The sequence below is a fragment of the Kitasatospora fiedleri genome (assembly GCF_948472415.1).
Lineage (GTDB): Bacteria > Actinomycetota > Actinomycetes > Streptomycetales > Streptomycetaceae > Kitasatospora > Kitasatospora fiedleri.
In genome coordinates this window covers 211,943-226,834 of the sequence record NZ_OX419519.1, presented here as the reverse complement: position 1 = coordinate 226,834, position 14,892 = coordinate 211,943, and the positions used below count along the sequence as shown (strand labels likewise).

The following is a 14,892-nucleotide window of genomic DNA, read 5'->3' as shown; positions in this document are numbered from 1 at the left end:
GTACAAGCACTGTTGTATCCGGTCAGGGCCCGGTGGGCGGGGCCGGTTCGCCGGGGAGGGGAGCGCCGGTGCGGACCAGGGTGACGTCCGGGGCCGGGGCGATGCGGGTGCCGGGCGGGAAGGGGAGCGGCTCGTCCGGGATCAGGTCCTGCCAGTCCGGGGCGTCAGGGCCGGGGAGACGGTAGCGGGCACCGATGTCGGTGGCCCGGACGGTGACGGTGCCGTCCTGGAAGGAGACCAGCAGGGGGGTGCTGTCGACGGAGAGGGAGAGCGGGAACGAGGACCGCTCCTCGACGGTGAACTGGCCGGAGCAGAACTGGTCGGTGACGGCTTTGAGGTGGGCGACGGCCGGCCGGGGGGCGGCCGGGAGCAGGGGGGTGCGGTGGTCGGTGCAGACGACGTCCGGCCCTTCGACGCTGGGCAGCGGCGGCGGGGTCGGGCCGGGGGCGTAGCGGGCGCACCCCTCGGTCGGGCAGCGCCAGTTGCGGTGCACGAGGTGGCCGAAGTCGGCGGAGGGCGGCCGGGGGGCGGCGGCGGGGCGCGGCAGCAGCCGGAGTGTTCCGTCGGGTTCGGCGTGCGGGACGAGACGGGTCACCCACAGGCCCAGCGGGCCGTCCGGGAGGGCCGGGTCGGAGGAGATCACCGGGGTGTCGAGGATCGTGGCGAGTTCGAGCAGCCGGGTCCGGTGCGGGGCGGCGGCCTCGACCAGCTCGTTGTCGATCCAGTCGCGGACGACCGCGCGGTCCCGGCGGTCGAGCCCGTCCAGGACGGCCGGGTCGACGATCGGGTGGATGCCGGTGGCCGGGTCCCGGCGGTGGCCGATCAGGGCCCGCAGGAGCGCGTAGACCTGCTCCACCAGGTCGGCCGGCGCCGAGCGGACCAGGTCCGTGAGGTCGAGCAGCGCGTCGGCGGCGCCCGGGACGGTGGTGAACGCGCCCTGGATGCGGTCGAGTCGGGTCGGGCGCGGGGTGGAGTGCGGGGCGCCGAGCCGGTCCAGCGCGGCGGTGGCCACGGCCGCCCACCAGTGGCTCCCGGCGGTCAGGGCGAGGTCCAGGGCGAGCCGGTAGGCGTCGGCGGCCCGGGTCCGGTCGACGGACTCGAGGCGACGGCCGCCGTCGACGGCGTCGCAGATCAGCGACTCGTCCCGGCCGGGGCGGAGTTGCACCGCGCCCGGTGTCGGCGTGGCGAAGGGGTCGACCAGCAGGACGCGGGCCCCGGCGGTGGTCAGGGCGGACAGGAACGCGTCGGACCGGAGCGGGGGTTCGCCGCCCGGTCGGCGGGCGGTGAGGATCAGCAGCAGGTCCGCGCGGTGCAGGGCCAGGTGCTCCAGGACGGTCTCCCGGTCGGGTCGTTCGAGCCCCAGCCGCCCGCCGAGCTCCTCCCACCACCGGGCGGGGTCCAGGCTCTCGCCGGGCACGCGGACCTGCCGGACGCGGTCGGTCAGCGGGCCGAGGCAGCGCAGGACCGTGGCCAGCGGCAGCCGCGTGGTGTTGTAGAACTCCCGCGGGGCGGTGTCGTGGCGGCCACCGGTGAGCCAGGACACCAACGCGTCCAGCAGGTGCGCGGGTCCGGGCTCCCGCGCTCCGGCGGGCCCGGCCCCGGGGGTGAAGAACGGCAGCAGGTCGTCCGTGGTGTCCGCCGTGGCGAGGGCGCCGATGTGCAGGCGCTCCCGCAGGTGCACCCCGACCTCGGGCGACTCGAAGACGCCGACGGCGAAGGCGGTGAGCAGGCCGGACATGTGCTCGGAGAAGACCGGGGCGGGGGAGTTGCGGACCAGCAGGGTGAGGGCAGGGCTCCCCGGCGGCGGGGTGGCGGGCCCGGCGCGCAGCGGGTGCTGGTCGACGATCAGGAGCAGGCGGCCCAGGCGGCCGAAGGCGCGGCGGAACTCCTCCAGCCCGACGCGGCGAATCCGGCGGCGGCGGGTGGCGGACAGGCCGTCCGGGAGCAGGAGTTCGGCCTGCTGGCCGAAGGCGGCCATCGAGTGGCCGGCCAGGTAGACCGCCACCAGGTCCCCGGGGCCGAGGCGGACCTGCCGCGCCCAGGCGCGCAGCAGGTCCACGGCGCTCCCGTCGCCGGTCGGCCCGGCCTGCTGGTAGCCGAGCCGGCCGAATCCGGTGGCGACCCGGGCGGTCGCCCGGAACAGGCCGGCCGCGTCGGGTTCGCCCTCGCCGGGGACGGCGACCCCGATGACGGGGAGGAAGAAGCGGCGGCCCGGGGCGGGGACGGGCACGGGGGCGCCGGTGTGGGCCCAGGGGCGGGCGCCGGCGGGGAGGGCGAGCGGGCCGTCCGGGTCCGGGAAGAGCGCGGTGAAGCGGGCGCCCAGCACGGCCGCGTGGGCGGCCAGGTGCGCGGAGACGGTGTCCACCACCTGCTGGGCCTCGTCGCGGCGCAGGGTGGCGAGCAGCCGCTCCCGGACGCCGGGGGCGAACTCGTAGGCGCGGCCCAGGGATTCGGTGGACGGGTCGTCGGGGACGGCGCGCAGCAGGCCGCTGAAGACGATCTCGGCGAGGTCGGCGGGCGGGCTGTCGGGCAGCAGCGCGGACTGCACCAGCCGCATCACGCCGAAGTTGAGCGGTACGGCGGACAGCAGGGCGGCGAGCCGGAACACCCGGGGCTGGGCCTGGGCCAGGAAGGAGTCGAAGTCGCCGGTGGGCAGGGCGGAGCGGTCGTCGGCCGGGGGTCCGGCCGGCGGCCGGGACGGACGGCCGGGGGCGAGCAGGACGGCGGGCGCGTCGTAGGCGTGCGGCCCGGCGGTGGCACGGGCCCACGGGGCGAGCCACTCGGGGGAGAGGCCGAGCACCGGCACGGCGAGGGTGCCGGGCGGCTGCGAGGGCGGGACGAGGGCGTACGGGGTGAACCGGGGGTGCGGGTCGGCGGGGGCGGCGGTGCGGAAGCGGCCGGGCTCGGGGGCCAACGCGGTCTGCGCCCACAGGTGTTCGGGCAGGGTGTGCAGGACGGCGGTCGGCCCGGCCTGGGCCCAGCGGCGCAGGGCGGCGCGCAGGCGCGGCCCGGCCCAGTCGGGGTGGACGCCGTCGGTGAGGACGAAGGTGGCGGTGCGGCCGGGCGGCCGGGCGGCGGTGTCGTCCTCGGGGGCGTCGGGGCCGGTCAGGCGGTGCAGCCGGACGTCCCGGAAGACGCCGGAACCGGCCAGCAGGGCGGCGAGTTCGCGGGCCGGCGGCTCCCACAGCACCGCGCTGTCGCCGTGCGCGTCGACGATCAGCCGGACGTCGAGCCAGCGCTCGACGCCGGGCACCAGCACCGGCCACCAGCGCGGGTCGCGGGCGAGGCGTTCGGCGGTGGCGTCCTCGTCCAGCGCGGTGCGGTCGGCGGACGGCACGCCGCGCTTCAACGGGCGCAGCGCGCGGGCGAGTTCGCGGCGTCGGGGGAGGGCGCGACCGGTGCCGACCCGGACCGGCGAGGCGGGCAGCGGCGGGGCGCCCGCGGCGGGCACCGGGCCGGGCAGGTGGAGCGGGCGGCGCGGGGCGGGGGTGGAACTCCGCTGCGGCGCAGCGGGTCCGGTCCGGGCGGCGGAGGGGTCCCCGGGCCGGCGCGGTCGGCCGAGCTTGACCGGGGCGAACTCGGAATCCGGTCGCTCGGGCTCGGGGGGCGGACCGCCGCCGAGGCGGGCGTGCAGCCACAGCAGGTCGGCGAGTTCGCGCCCGGTCGGGGCGGGACCGTCCGGGCCGGTGAGGTCGGCGAGCAGGGCGGCCAGGCGGCGGACGGCGTCCCGCTCCGGGCCGGGGGCGCCGCTCACGGCCGGCCGGGCGGGGCGTCGTTGAGGTGCTGCATGACCAGGTCGAGCAGGTGGTCCCGGTCCGGCCCGGTGGCACCGGCGGAGGGCGCCAACAGGTAGACGGCGTTCAGGAGTTGGTCGGTGGCCAGCTCCCCGGTCGCGGCCCGGGCCAGGAACGCCCCGACGGCGGCCTCGGCCGCCGCGCCCGCGCCCGGCAGGTGGGCCTCGACGATCGCGCGCAGCCGCGCGCCGTCCTGGTGCGCCGACGGCAGGTGCAGCCGGATGCAGCGGCGCAGGAACGCGGGCGGGAACTCCCGTTCGCCGTTGCTGGTCAGGATCACGAACGGGAACGCCCGGCACTGCACCGCCCCGCGGGTCACCCGCACCGCCGGCCCGCCGTCGTGCGGGCGCACCGCGACGGTCGGCTGCTGGTCGGCGGCCCGGGTCAGCTCCGGGATCTCGAAGCCGCCCTCCTCGAACACGTCCAGCAGGTCGTTGGGCAGGTCCAGGTCGCCCTTGTCGATCTCGTCGACCAGCAGCACCCGGGGCAGCGCGTACGGGGCGAGCGCGGTGCCGAGCGGGCCGAGGCTGACGTACCGCCCGAGGTCGGTGGCGGCGGGCGCCCCGGCCGGGGCGTCGGACTGGTGGCGGGCCAGGCCGGCGTCCTCCAGGCGGCCCAGCGAGTCGTACCGGTACAGGCCGTCGCGGAGCGTGGTGCGGCTGTTGACGGACCAGCGCAGCACCGGGCCCAGCCGCAGTTCGCGGGCCACCGCGTCGGCCAGGGTCGACTTGCCGACCCCCGGGTCGCCGCTGACCAGCAGCGGACGGCGCAGGTAGAGCGCGGTGTTGACGGCGTCGACGGTGCGCTCGTCGGCCCGGTACGCGGCCCGGCGCGGCAGGCGGCGGCGGCCGCCGCCGACCGCGTCGCGGTCCACGGCGGCCAGCGTGCCGTCCCGGCCGCCGTCGAACTCCCGCCAGGGCGGCGGGGGCGGCAGGTCGGCGATCCGGTCGTGGGGTTGGTCCACGCCCTGGTAGATGCGCCAGAGGGTCATCGCGGGAGTCCTTCCGTGGCGGGGGCGGGGGCGGGGGCGGGGGCGGGGGTGATGGGTGCGGTGGGGGCGGTGGGGGCGGTCACCGGGGAGGTGGCGGCCGGGGCGAGCCGGGTGCGGGGCAGTTGGCGGGCCGGGTCGTCCCAGAGCAGCACCACCCGGTCGCCGAGCGGGGCGTCGGGGACGTCGGGGGCGTCCGGGCCCGGGTGCCGTTCCGCCTCGTGCAGCTCGGCCTCGTTGCGCAGGTCGCGGATGCGGTCGGGGGCGGCGTCCCGGTGGGTGTCGGCCAGCGCCGTGCGGGCCGCGCGCAGGAAACGGCCGTCCGGACAGTCGCCCCGGCCCGGGGCGGTGCAGCCGGTGGCGCAGGCGCCCTGGTCGAGCGGGCGCGGGTCGGTGCCGCGCTCCCACAGCATCACCGGCACGCCGGAGGCCACCGCCACCCGGAACGCCTGCGCCAGCGCACCGCCGCGCGGGGCCCCGGCCAGGACCAGCGCGGCCAGCTCCGGAGCGGTGTTGAACGCGGCGTCCAGCGCCTGCGGACGCTGCTGCCGGCCGCGCCCGCACACGCAGACCAGCGCCCGGTCGAGCGACTGCTCCGCCAGGTGCTCCCAGCGCATCAGCCAGGGGTGGTGCAGCCTCGGCTCCTGGTGGCGCTCCAGCGGGCGGACCACCAACCGGTGCTTGCGGCCCAGCGTCCACCACTCCAGCTCCGGCCAGAGCCGCCAGCCCGCGTAGTCCTCGTCCAGGGCCTCGTGCGGCAGGATCAGCTCCACCAGCGCCGGCCGCCCGGCCGCCCCGTCCAGGGCCTCCAGCGCCTCCACCGTCTCGATCTGCGGCGGCAGCGACTCGGCCAGCAGGCGCAGCGCCTGGGGGAGCGTCAGCTCGGCGGACTCGGGGCCGGCCGGGACGATCTCCTCCGCGCCGCGGAACTGCCACACCCGCACGTGGTAGCGGCTGCGGTCGCGCAGCGAATGCCGGACCCGGCCGATCACCGAGGGGCGCACCGGCGCGGCCGGACGGGACGGGTGGTGCGGCGGTGCGGAGGGCGGGGCGTACGGCGGGCTGCTGTCGATCCGCTGCCGGGCGGCCTCGCCCCGGCCGGTCTCCCCGGCCCGGATCAGCACCCGGTCGCGCAGCGCCCGGGTGAGCGGCGCGTCCCCGGGCAGGGTGCGCACCAGGTCGGCGCAGTAGGCGAGTTCGGGCGTCAGGTGGTCGCCGCCGAGGGTGACCCGGGCGGCCAGCTCCTGGTAGACGTCGCGGCGGTCGAGCAGCGGCAGGTCCGGCTCGAAGGTGCCCGGCGGGGCGGCGCGCAGGAACGCGGCGCGCAGGTCGGCGGCGGAGTCCGGGGGCAGTCCGGCGAGCAGCGCCAGGAACGCCCGGTCCGCGGCGCGTTCGGCCGTCCGGCCGGCGAACCGTCCGGCAGCGGGTCCGTTGTCGTACCCGGTGGGCGGCGGGACGTCGGCGAGCGAGCGCCAACGGGCGTCCACGGCGTGGAAGCGGTCGTGCGCGGACAGCACCCGCCGGTACGCCGCCGGGTCGAGCAGCCGCAGCGCCGACACCGGCACCCCGTAGCCGCCCATCGTGCTGTCCTCCTGCCGGGTGGCCTTCACCACCGCCGTCACCCCGCCCGAACGGTGGCTGAGCACCGGCCCGCCCGACAGCCCCGGATTGACCTCGCCCGCCACCAGCTCCAGCATCGCCCGCCCCGGCTGCCCGGTCCGGCCGCCCGCCGCCAGGACGGCCGTCCGCGGGCCGAGGTCGCGGGTGAAACCGGTCGCCGTCAGCCTCGTCCCGGACGGCGGCGCCTCCGGGTCCAGCCAGACGCACGGGTGGCCGGGCGGTGGGTCGGTCAGCTCCAGCAGCGCTAGGTCCGGGAACGGGTACAGCGGTCGACCGGCGGCCGCGGCGGCGTCCGGCGCGGCGGCGAGCACCGTGGCCGGGAGCGCCGCGCCCTCGTACTCCACCCAGGCCCGCTCGCCCGCCGCGCCGCCGGCCACGTGGGCGCAGGACAGCACGAAGCCGGGCGCGACGAAGAACCCGCTGCCCTCCGTCCGGCCGTCCACCCGGACCCGGCAGCGTTCCAGCAGCGCCTGCAGGGCGGTCAGCGGATCGAAGTTCCGCATCGGGCGCGGGCCCCCGCCGCGCTCAGGCCCCGGCGGCGGGGTCGCCGGGGGCACCGGGCCCGTCGGACGTGCCGGGCCCGTCGGACGCACCGGGCTCGGCGGATGCGTCCGGCTCGGCGGGCTCCTCGACCGGGGGTTCCTCGGCCGGGGGCTGTTCGGCGGACGGGCCGCCGGAGGTCCACTTGAGGGCGACCTTGAAGGTGGCCTTCCCGCCGACACCGGTCAGCGCGGCCACCACACCGCCGCGCCCGGCAGCCAGCTCCAGCCCGAACTCGACCGACACCTCGTCGGGCCGGACCGCCGCCACCGCGTCCCGCACATTGGCGGCCACGGCGTGCAGCGACTCCTGTAACCCCTCCAGCCGGGTGGCCAGTCGGTCGCCCAGCCCGGTGTCGCGCGGACCCGACGGGCCGTCCACCAGCGCCCAGACCGTCTGCCCGTCCGGCATCGCCAACTCGACCAGCTGCTGCATCTCCCCGCCCCTCGCCACAGCGCCGCTCCCCACGGCGGCCCCCATGCTAGAACGTCCGCGCCGCAGGCCGGGCCGGAGCCCCGGAACCGGGCACCCCGGCCGGCCGGGAGGAACGGGGTGCGGGCGGAACGCGCCGCGCCGGCGGAGGCCCGGTGGCGCGCGGCCGACGCGCGGCGGGGCGCCCTCCGGGGCAGTCCGACGTCCGGAGGTGATCGGTCCTGTCGGCGGGGTAGGCGGCGCGGCGGCACCGCACTGCCGTAGCTTCGAATCCATTCAGGACTTGATCAAGTGTGGCGAAGCATGACCGAAAGAAGGCTGTCGCTATGACCGACCGCGGTTCCTCCGCGCTGCATCCCGCGGTGAAGGGCCCCGCCCGCCTGGCCCTGATCGTCGGGGCACTGGGGGTGGTGTTCGGTGACATCGGGACCAGCCCGATCTACACCCTGCAGACGGTGTTCGACCCGGACGACCCGCACCCGGTGCCGGTCAGCACGGACAACGTGTACGGCGTGGTGTCGCTGGTGTTCTGGTCGGTGGTGGTCGTCGTGCTGGTCACCTACGTGCTGCTGGCGATGCGCGCCGACAACGACGGCGAGGGCGGCATCATGGCGCTGATCACCCTGATCCGCCGCTCGGGCGCGAAGGCCGGGCGGAAGGCGGCGGCCGTGCTGACCGTGCTGGGGATCTTCGGCGCGGCGCTGTTCTTCGGCGACAGCATGATCACCCCGGCGATCTCGGTGCTGTCCGCCGTGGAGGGCCTGGAGGTCGTCCAGCCCTCCCTGAAGGACGCGGTGGTGCCGCTGACGGCGGGCATCCTGGTCCTGCTGTTCCTGGCGCAGCGCCGGGGCACGGCGGCGGTGGGGCGGGTGTTCGGACCGGTGATGATCCTCTGGTTCACCGTGGTCGGGGCGTGCGGCGTGCACGGGATCACCGAGCACCCGCAGATCCTGCGCGCGCTGTCGCCGACGTACGCGCTGGGCTTCTTCGTCGGTCACTTCGGAACGGCGTTCTTCGCGCTCGCCGCGGTCGTCCTCGCGGTCACCGGGGCGGAGGCGCTCTACGCCGACATGGGACACTTCGGCCGTCCCGCGATCACCCGGGGCTGGCTGTTCCTGGTGTTCCCCGCGTGCATCCTCAGCTACCTCGGACAGGGCGCGCTGATCCTGGACGACCCGGCGAACATCAGCAGCCCCTTCTTCCTGCTGGCACCGGGCTGGGCCCGCTGGCCGATCGTGCTCCTGGCCACCGCCGCCACCGTGATCGCCTCGCAGGCCGTGATCACCGGCGCGTACTCGGTCACCTCCCAGGCCGCGCAGCTCGGCTACCTGCCGCGCCTTCGGATCGCCCACACCTCGGAGTCGACGATCGGTCAGATCTACGTCCCGTGGGTCAACTGGCTGCTGATGGTCTCCGTGCTCACCCTGGTCTTCGCCTTCCGCAGCTCCGCCGCCCTGGCCTTCGCCTTCGGCATGGCCGTCACCGGCACGATCACCATCACCACCCTGCTGTTCTTCTACCTGGCCCGCACCCGCTGGCACACGCCGGTCTGGCTGCTCGCCGCCGGCGCGACCGCGCTGCTCACCGTCGACCTGCTGTTCGTCGCGGCGAACGCCACCAAGTTCTTCCACGGCGCGTGGCTGCCGCTGCTGATCGGCCTGGCCGTGTTCACCGTGATGACGACCTGGCAGCACGGCCGGCGGACCGTCACCGCCGAGCGGGAGCGGCGCGAGGGCCCGCTGCGGGAGTTCGTCGACCGGCTGCACGACGGGCGGGTGCCGGCCGCGCTGGTCCCCGGCACCGCGGTCTTCCTCAACCGGGGCAAGGAGACCACCCCGCTGGCGTTGCGCGCCAACGTCGAGCACAACCACGTCCGGCACGGCCAGCTGGTCATCCTGTCGATCAGCACCGAACCGGTGCCGCGCGTCCCGGTGGAGGAGCGGTGCGTGGTCGACAACCTCGGCTACGGCGAGGACGGGATCGTCCACGTCACCGCCAGGTACGGCTACATGGAGACGCCGGACGTGCCGGCCACGCTCGCCCTGCTCGACCCGGCCGACACCGAGGGGCCGCTCGACCTCGACCAGGCGTCGTACTTCCTCTCGAAGATCGAGCTCCGCCGGGGGGAGCAACCGACGATGGCGCCCTGGCGCAAGCGGCTGTTCATCGCCACCTCCTACATCACCTCGGACGCCGCCGAGTACTTCGGCCTGCCCCGGGACCGGACGGTGATCATGGGCGCACAGATCGAGGTGTAGCGGGCCCGGGGGAGCGGCGCGGGGGAGCGGCCCGTCCACTGCTGCGGGCGCACCCCCGTCAACGTTCCGTCAGGGCGGACCGGATCGGTGCAGGCACCGCGTCAAGAACCGGTCGGTCCGGGGACGGCGGGTGTCCACTGGAGGCACGGACGGGGCCTGCCGGAGGCTCCCGCCGCCCCCGGACGAAAGCGACCACGCCATGACCGACCTGCGGCTCGTCCCCGCGCTGCCTGCACCCGTGCTGCCCGCACCCGCGTCGCCCGCACCCGCACCCATGCCGACGGCGGACCGGAACGGGTCCGGCGGAGCGGACCTCCGCCGGCCACCGCGCGGCCCGGCGCCCGGGGCACTGCCCGACGGCGCCGACGAGGACCGGCGGGCACCCGGCCGGGCCCACCGTGCGGCGGGTGCCGGGCACTGCCGCTTCGCCGCGTCCTACGAGGACTGACAGCACGCCTCGTGCCGGGGCAGGGGCGCCGCCCCGCCCGGCGGTCCCGGCCCGGTGCGCGCGGAATCTGCGCACGGGGTTCACACCGCGGTCGCCGGGAGGACCGGGCCGCCGTGCTGCCATGGAGACATGGCCCATGTGTCGTTCCTCGTCGTCCTGGTCGTCGTGACGGCCCTCGCCTTCGACTTCACCAACGGTTTCCACGACACCGCCAACGCCATGGCCACCTCGATCGCCACCGGTGCGCTCAGCCCGCGGACCGCCGTGCTGATCAGCGGCGTCCTCAACCTGGTGGGTGCGTTCCTGTCGACCGAGGTGGCCCGGACGGTCTCGGGCGGCATCGTGGACGACGCGCTGGTCACCCCGGGGGTGATCTTCGCGGGGCTGGTCGGCGCGATCCTGTGGAACCTGACGACCTGGCTGCTGGGCCTGCCCTCCAGCTCCTCGCACGCCCTGTTCGGCGGCCTCATCGGGGCGGTCTGCGTGGGCGTCGGGACCGGCGGCGTCCACTTCGTCACGGTGGTGCAGAAGGTCCTGCTGCCCGCGCTGCTCTCCCCGCTGATCGCCGGCGCGGCGGCCCTGCCCGCCACCTACCTCGCCTACCGGCTGACCTCCGGCGGGCGGCGCGACCGCCCGCAGGCCGCAGGGTCCGCAGGGACCGCGCGGCCCGGGCCCGCCGACGCGGCCGTCCCCGAGCGCGGCTTCCGGGTCGGGCAGGTCTTCTCGGCCTCCCTGGTCTCGCTCGCCCACGGCACCAACGACGCCCAGAAGACCATGGGCATCATCACACTGACCCTCATCTCGGCCGGAGCGCTGGACAGTTCGGCCGGGCCGCCGCTGTGGGTCGTGGCGACGGCGGGCCTGGCCATCTCGCTGGGCACCTACCTGGGGGGCTGGCGGATCATCCGGACGATGGGCCGGGGCATCACGGACATCCACCCGCCGCAGGGCTTCGCCGCCGAGACCGCCGCCACCGCCGTCATCCTCTCCTCCGCGCACTTCGGCTTCCCGCTGTCCACCACGCAGGTGTGCTCGGGCGGCATCCTCGGCGCCGGGCTGGGCCGCCGGCTCGCCGAGGTGCGCTGGGGCACCGCCGGGCGGGTCGCCGTCGGCTGGGCGCTGACCCTGCCCGCCGCCGCGGCGGTCGGCGCGCTGGCCGCGCTGCTGGTGGTGCACGGCGGCACCGCCGGGATCGCCGTCACCGCGCTGGCGGCGCTCGCGCTCAGCACCGTGATCGTCCTCGCGGCCCGGCGGGCGCCGGTCGACGCCTCGAACGTCAACGACGGCCACACGGTGGCCGTGCGTCCGGCCCCCGCGTCCGCCTGACCCGTCCCACCGCGCCCCGGGAGGGCCCGTGCACATCGACTGGACCGCGCTCGGCCAGGTCGCCCTGGTCGGCATCGGCGCCACCACCGCCCTGGTCGGCCTGTTCGCGACCGGCCTGCGGGCCGCAGACCGCGCGGCGGTGGCCCCCGCGCCCCGGCGGCCGCCACTGCGGCTGGCCGCCGGCCTGTGCTTCCTGGCCTGCCTGACCGCCACCGCCTACGGCCTCTACCTGATCGTGCCCGCCTTCCACTGAGCGTCCGGCGAACCCGACGAGCCCGACGAGCCCGGCGACGCGCTGCCCGGCGCGGGAGGTCCCCGGGGGCACGGCCCCGCCTCCCCGGGGGCCTCCCGGGTGCCCGCCGGGAAGGGGTGGCGGCGGCCAGCGGGCCGGAGGTTCCAGGGCTCGGGCCGTCGGTGGCCACCAGCAGCCGGCCGCCCGCGCGGCGGACGGCGAAGACCACCGCGCCGGTGGCGGAGGTCTCCGGGACGACCTGCCGACCGGCCGGGCCGCCCCGCCGCCCTCACCCCGGAGCGCCAGGGCGCCGCCGTCCTGCTTCCGATCGCCCCGTGAACCCGCCTCGCCGGCCCGGCAGTCGGGAGCCGGCCCCGGCCGTCCGCCGGGAGGACGCGCCGCCCACCGGCGACGGCACCACGGCGCGATGGTCCACGGTCGCACCCGTGAGGAACTCGTCGCCGTCAACCACCGCCTGCCGCTGCGCCCCAACGGCGGCGAGCGGGCCCTCGCGCCCGACGTCGCCGGGCAGGCGGAAGGGCTCCGGGACGCCGTCCTGACCGGCCGTGCCCGCGCCGCGCCAGCGGGTCCGTCCCGGCCGCCCCGCCCCCGTCCGTCGGCGCCGCCGCCCGGCCGCCTCCGTGGCCTCCGGTCCGTCCGCCGCTCTCGCCGGCGCCCCGGCTCACCCGGCCTCCGCCGCCGCCGCGCGCAGCGCCGCCGCCGCGTCCCCCACCAGCGGCGCACCGTGGCCGAACACCGCGTGGGCGGCGCCGAGCCCGGCCAGACGGTGCAGGGAGGCGACGGCCCGGGCCCGGTCGGTGTTGAACACGCCCAGCGTCGTGCGGCCCACGTTGGCCACCGCGTCGCCCGTGAACAGCAGGTCCGGGCCCGGCAGGTGCAGGGCCAGCGAGCCGTCGGTGTGCCCCGGCACGCCGACCACCCCGGGCCCGCCCCCGAACGGCAGCACGTCGCCGTCCACCACCTCGACGTCCACCGGGCACGGCGGCGCGGGCGGCAGCGCCGGCACCGACGCCCGGATCGGACGCTCGAACTCCTCCAGCACCGGCGGCGCGCCCACCGCCTCGCCCCGGATCACCGGCGCCTCCACCCGGTGCGCCACCACCGGCACGCCCCCGTAGCGCGCCGCCAGCCGGGCGGCACCACCCGTGTGGTCCTCGTGCCAGTGCGTCAGCACGATCCGTGCCAACTCCCCGCCCGGCACCGACTCCACCAGCGCCGCGACCTGCTCCTCCCGTCCCCACCGCCCCGCTGTCCACCAGCGTCAACTCCCGTCCGTCCGACCACAGGTAGGCCGCGCCGACCGGCAGGACCAGCATCCGCAACCCCGGCAGCACCTCGATGACATCCATGTCGGCAGTCTGCCCGCCCGCCCTGCTCCCGCCCCCCGGATCTGCCCGTGGCAGACGGGCGGCCCGGACCGGCGGCGGCGCGGCGCACCGGACGGGCGGCGGCGCGGCGCACCGGACGGGCGGTCGCGGACCGCCTACCTGGGACAGCACGGAACGGAAGGACGTGACGACGTGGCCCACCGGATCGACGGCAGCGCGGGGGACGTCATCGCCGCGCGCGCTGCGACCCTGACCGCCAGCTCGCCGCACTCGCGCCCGACGTCCGCGCGCCGACCGCCCCGACGCCGTCCACCGGATGCGGACCGCCGCCCGCCGCCTGCGCAGCGCCCTGCGCACACCACCGCGCCACCTGCGCGGCGACCACACCGCCACCGAGGACGAACTGCGCTGGCTCGGCCGGGCCCTCGGACCGGCCCGCGACACCGAGGTGCTCGGCGCCCGCCTGCTCGCCCAGGCCGTGAACTGCCGCCCGGCGGCGACCGCGAGCGCGTCCTGGCCGAACTCACCGCCTGGAGCGCCCGCGAGGCCCGCGAGGCCCGCGTCCGGGTCCGCACCGCCCTCGACGGCGAACGCTTCCGCCGCCTGCTCGCCACCCTCACCGCCCTCGCCGCCGACCCGCCGCTCACCTCCCGGGCCGCCAAGCGCGCCGGGCCCGAATTCACCCGGGCCCTGCGCCGCGAGCACTGCCGCACCGCCGAACGCCTCGCCGCCGCCCGCCGCACCCCGAGGGCCCGCCCTCGAACGCGCCCTGCACGACGCCCGCAAGGCCGCCAAGCGCGCCCGCTACGCCGGGGAGAGCGCCGGGCGCCCGGCCCGCGCGTTCACCCGCCGGATGAAGGCGCTCCAGGACGTCCTCGGCCGCCACCAGGACGCCGTCGTCGCCCGCGACACGCTCCGCGCCCTCTCCGACGGCGGCTTCGGCTACGGCGTCCTCTACGGCCGGCAGAGCGCCGAACTCGGCTTCGCCCGCGAACTGCTGCCGCAGGTCTGGGAACAGGCCGCCCGGCGGCCCCGGAAGCTGCGCTGACCGGAGCCCGCCGCCCCGGCGGGACGCCCGGCCGGTGTCAGACCGGGTCCAGGCCGGCGGCGACGGCCGCGGTGCGCAGCAGATCGTCGACCATCGGGAGGGTCAGGCGCCCGGTGTAGGTGTTGCGCGGGCTGACGTGGAAGCAGCCGAAGAGGTGCAGCTCGGGACCGTCGCCGGTGGCGGGCAGGACCGCGTGCGCACCGTGGCCGAAGACCGGCTTGGGCCGCGGGACCCGCCAGCCCGCGGCGGCCAGCACCGGCAGCACGGCCTGCCAGGCGAAGCCGCCGAGGGCGACCACGGCCCGCACCGTCGGGCGCAGCTCGTCGAACTCGCGGACGATCCACGGCCGGCAGGTGTCGCGTTCGGCGTTGGTCGGCTTGTTCTCCGGCGGGGCGCAGCGCACCGGGTCGGTGATCCGCACGCCGTGCAGCCGCAGGCCGTCGCCGCGCCAGGTGGACTCCGGGCGGTTGGCCAGGCCGAGCCGGTGCAGCGAGGCGTACAGCACGTCGCCGGACGGGTCGCCGGTGAAGATCCGGCCGGTGCGGTTGCCGCCGTGCGCGCGCGGGGGCGAGGCCGACCAGCACCAGCCGGGCGTCGCGGGGCCCGAAGCCGGGGATCGGCCGCGCCCAGTACTCCTGCTCCCGGAACGCCCGCCGCTTGACCAGCCCGGCCTCCTCCCGCCAGGCCACCAGCCGCGGGCAGGCCCGGCAGTCGACCACCAGGTCGTCCAGCTCGGCCAGGTCGCGGACGCGCGGGCCAGGACGGCGGGGGAGGAGTCGGAGGGCGGTTCCATGGACCGATCCTACGGGCGGCGTCCGTCCCGGCAGAGCAGGGCGCGGAGTAGCGTGGAGGTACGG

9 protein-coding genes and 3 pseudogenes are annotated in these 14,892 nt (G+C 77.3%); 6 read left to right on the top strand and 6 right to left on the bottom strand.

Features of this window, described 5'->3' with window-relative positions; translation table 11 throughout:
* Positions 1–22: 22 nt before the first annotated feature.
* Genes QMQ26_RS01155 through QMQ26_RS01140 form a run of 4 tightly spaced genes read right to left on the bottom strand, consistent with a single transcriptional unit; the run spans position 23 to position 7,377 of the window.
* Positions 23–3,754, bottom strand: coding sequence for an SAV_2336 N-terminal domain-related protein (locus QMQ26_RS01155; protein WP_282204413.1), 3,732 nt, complete (start codon positions 3,752–3,754; stop codon positions 23–25).
* On the bottom strand, positions 3,751–4,785 hold the full coding sequence (locus QMQ26_RS01150; RefSeq protein ID WP_282204412.1) for an AAA family ATPase: 1,035 nt from the start codon (positions 4,783–4,785) through the stop codon (positions 3,751–3,753). Before QMQ26_RS01150 ends, QMQ26_RS01155 begins: the two co-directional genes overlap by 4 nt.
* Positions 4,782–6,905, bottom strand: a complete 2,124-nt coding sequence (locus tag QMQ26_RS01145) for a VMAP-C domain-containing protein (RefSeq protein ID WP_282204411.1) — start codon at positions 6,903–6,905, stop codon at positions 4,782–4,784. The genes QMQ26_RS01150 and QMQ26_RS01145 overlap by 4 nt, the downstream gene beginning before the upstream one ends.
* Positions 6,906–6,927: 22 nt before the next feature.
* Entirely contained in the window at positions 6,928–7,377 is a 450-nt protein-coding gene (locus tag QMQ26_RS01140) for a CU044_2847 family protein (RefSeq protein ID WP_282204410.1), read from the bottom strand.
* A 323-nt stretch (positions 7,378–7,700) separates the two neighbouring features.
* On the opposite strand from QMQ26_RS01140, the gene QMQ26_RS01135 reads away from it, so the two are divergent.
* From QMQ26_RS01135 to QMQ26_RS01125, 3 genes are all read left to right on the top strand, one after another.
* Positions 7,701–9,632: a potassium transporter Kup gene (locus QMQ26_RS01135; RefSeq protein WP_282204409.1), complete on the top strand. Its 1,932-nt coding sequence runs from the start codon at positions 7,701–7,703 to the stop codon at positions 9,630–9,632.
* 577 nt (positions 9,633–10,209) lie between these two features.
* Positions 10,210–11,406 carry an inorganic phosphate transporter gene (locus QMQ26_RS01130; protein WP_282204408.1) on the top strand — a complete coding sequence of 399 codons (1,197 nt, stop codon included), beginning with the start codon at positions 10,210–10,212 and terminating at the stop codon, positions 11,404–11,406.
* A gap of 28 nt (positions 11,407–11,434) precedes the next feature.
* Positions 11,435–11,659: a hypothetical protein gene (locus QMQ26_RS01125; RefSeq protein WP_100834565.1), complete on the top strand. Its 225-nt coding sequence runs from the start codon at positions 11,435–11,437 to the stop codon at positions 11,657–11,659.
* A gap of 661 nt (positions 11,660–12,320) precedes the next feature.
* Here the strand turns inward: QMQ26_RS01125 and QMQ26_RS01120 are convergent.
* Positions 12,321–12,869: an MBL fold metallo-hydrolase gene (locus QMQ26_RS01120; RefSeq protein WP_318552171.1), complete on the bottom strand. Its 549-nt coding sequence runs from the start codon at positions 12,867–12,869 to the stop codon at positions 12,321–12,323.
* Between the two features lie 434 nt (positions 12,870–13,303).
* Here QMQ26_RS01120 and QMQ26_RS37805 point away from each other — a divergent pair.
* The 3 genes and pseudogenes from QMQ26_RS37805 to QMQ26_RS37795 all read left to right on the top strand — a co-directional run.
* Positions 13,304–13,411, top strand: a pseudogene (locus tag QMQ26_RS37805) (hypothetical protein); the annotation flags it as partial.
* Positions 13,396–13,683: pseudogene (locus tag QMQ26_RS37800) on the top strand (CHAD domain-containing protein); the annotation flags it as partial. The pseudogenes QMQ26_RS37805 and QMQ26_RS37800, both read left to right, overlap by 16 nt.
* Before the next feature lie 73 nt (positions 13,684–13,756).
* Positions 13,757–14,035, top strand: a complete 279-nt coding sequence (locus QMQ26_RS37795) for a CHAD domain-containing protein (RefSeq protein WP_404814249.1) — start codon at positions 13,757–13,759, stop codon at positions 14,033–14,035.
* Positions 14,036–14,072: 37 nt separating this feature from the next.
* Here QMQ26_RS37795 and QMQ26_RS01105 read toward each other — a convergent pair.
* Positions 14,073–14,862 (bottom strand): annotated as a pseudogene (locus QMQ26_RS01105) (uracil-DNA glycosylase).
* Positions 14,863–14,892 lie beyond the last annotated feature (30 nt).

What these genes read in the sequence shown, in the direction of transcription:
- QMQ26_RS01145 (WP_282204411.1), bottom strand. Translation starts at nt 6,905, where the DNA reads ATGCGGAACTTCGATCCGCTGACCGCCCTGCAGGCGCTGCTGGAACGC.
- QMQ26_RS01130 (WP_282204408.1), top strand. Translation starts at nt 10,210, where the DNA reads ATGGCCCATGTGTCGTTCCTCGTCGTCCTGGTCGTCGTGACGGCCCTC.
- QMQ26_RS01150 (WP_282204412.1), bottom strand. Translation starts at nt 4,785, where the DNA reads ATGACCCTCTGGCGCATCTACCAGGGCGTGGACCAACCCCACGACCGG.
- QMQ26_RS01135 (WP_282204409.1), top strand. Translation starts at nt 7,701, where the DNA reads ATGACCGACCGCGGTTCCTCCGCGCTGCATCCCGCGGTGAAGGGCCCC.
- QMQ26_RS01140 (WP_282204410.1), bottom strand. Translation starts at nt 7,377, where the DNA reads ATGCAGCAGCTGGTCGAGTTGGCGATGCCGGACGGGCAGACGGTCTGG.